The sequence below is a fragment of the Salinimicrobium oceani genome (assembly GCF_012037645.1).
Map to the genome: position 1 here is coordinate 1 of NZ_JAAVJR010000114.1, position 746 is coordinate 746.

The window sequence follows — 746 nt, forward strand, 5'->3', positions numbered from 1 at the left end:
CTTCACGTCTTCCGTTAGCGAGATTAGTAATTATAACTTTAAAAAATTCAGAAGTAAATCCTAAGCTGTGTAAGTTAATCAGAGCATTTATTCGTTCATCCAACTCTTCATATGAACGGATGTTTACTTCAAAAGGTGTTCTTTCAAACATGGTATATATATTAGAATTTAAGGTTATCCCATCCCATTAATAAAGGTTTCAATAAAGCCTTTGATCTTGTCAATGATCCTTTCAGAAGACTTTTTCCTTTCTCTTAGTCCGGGCTTTTCTTTCATGGTTTCGATTACCTCATCCCTCAAAGGTTGCTTTTCGGTAAACAGGTAATCAGCTATAAGTTTGTTTAGTTTCTCCTGATCCAGATTTTCATCAATACTCAAAGCTTCCAGGGCTTTCATCTTTTCGACTGTCCAGAAGTTTTCAAATTCATCAGGTATATGTTCTCTTTCCGTGATTAATGGAAGATTTTCGGCAATGAAACGTTCTATCAATTCCTTCTTGCTTCTCAACTGAGTTTCGGAAGCCATTAGATCTTCGATCTGTTTTTTCTTCTTGGCCTGATCGTGTGGTTTGGCATCTTTTAGATCTGCAAGTAAAGTCAGTATGTAAACAACGTTGACTTCATCCCGGTGGATCAATTCCACTTCAAAATCTATATCGTCGAGAATAGAAACCTTCTCTTTGCTATTGTCGTTTCTTACCTTATCCCGTATATCAAGATATTTGCTCTTGTAGTCTTCAAAGGTTT

The 746-nt window shown here is 36.1% G+C and carries 1 protein-coding gene; it reads right to left on the reverse strand.

Annotated features, from left to right (window positions below):
• Positions 1–174: 174 nt before the first annotated feature.
• On the reverse strand, positions 175–746 hold a 572-nt coding region (locus HC175_RS15735), incomplete at its 5' end, for a type I restriction endonuclease subunit R, EcoR124 family (RefSeq protein ID WP_438865945.1).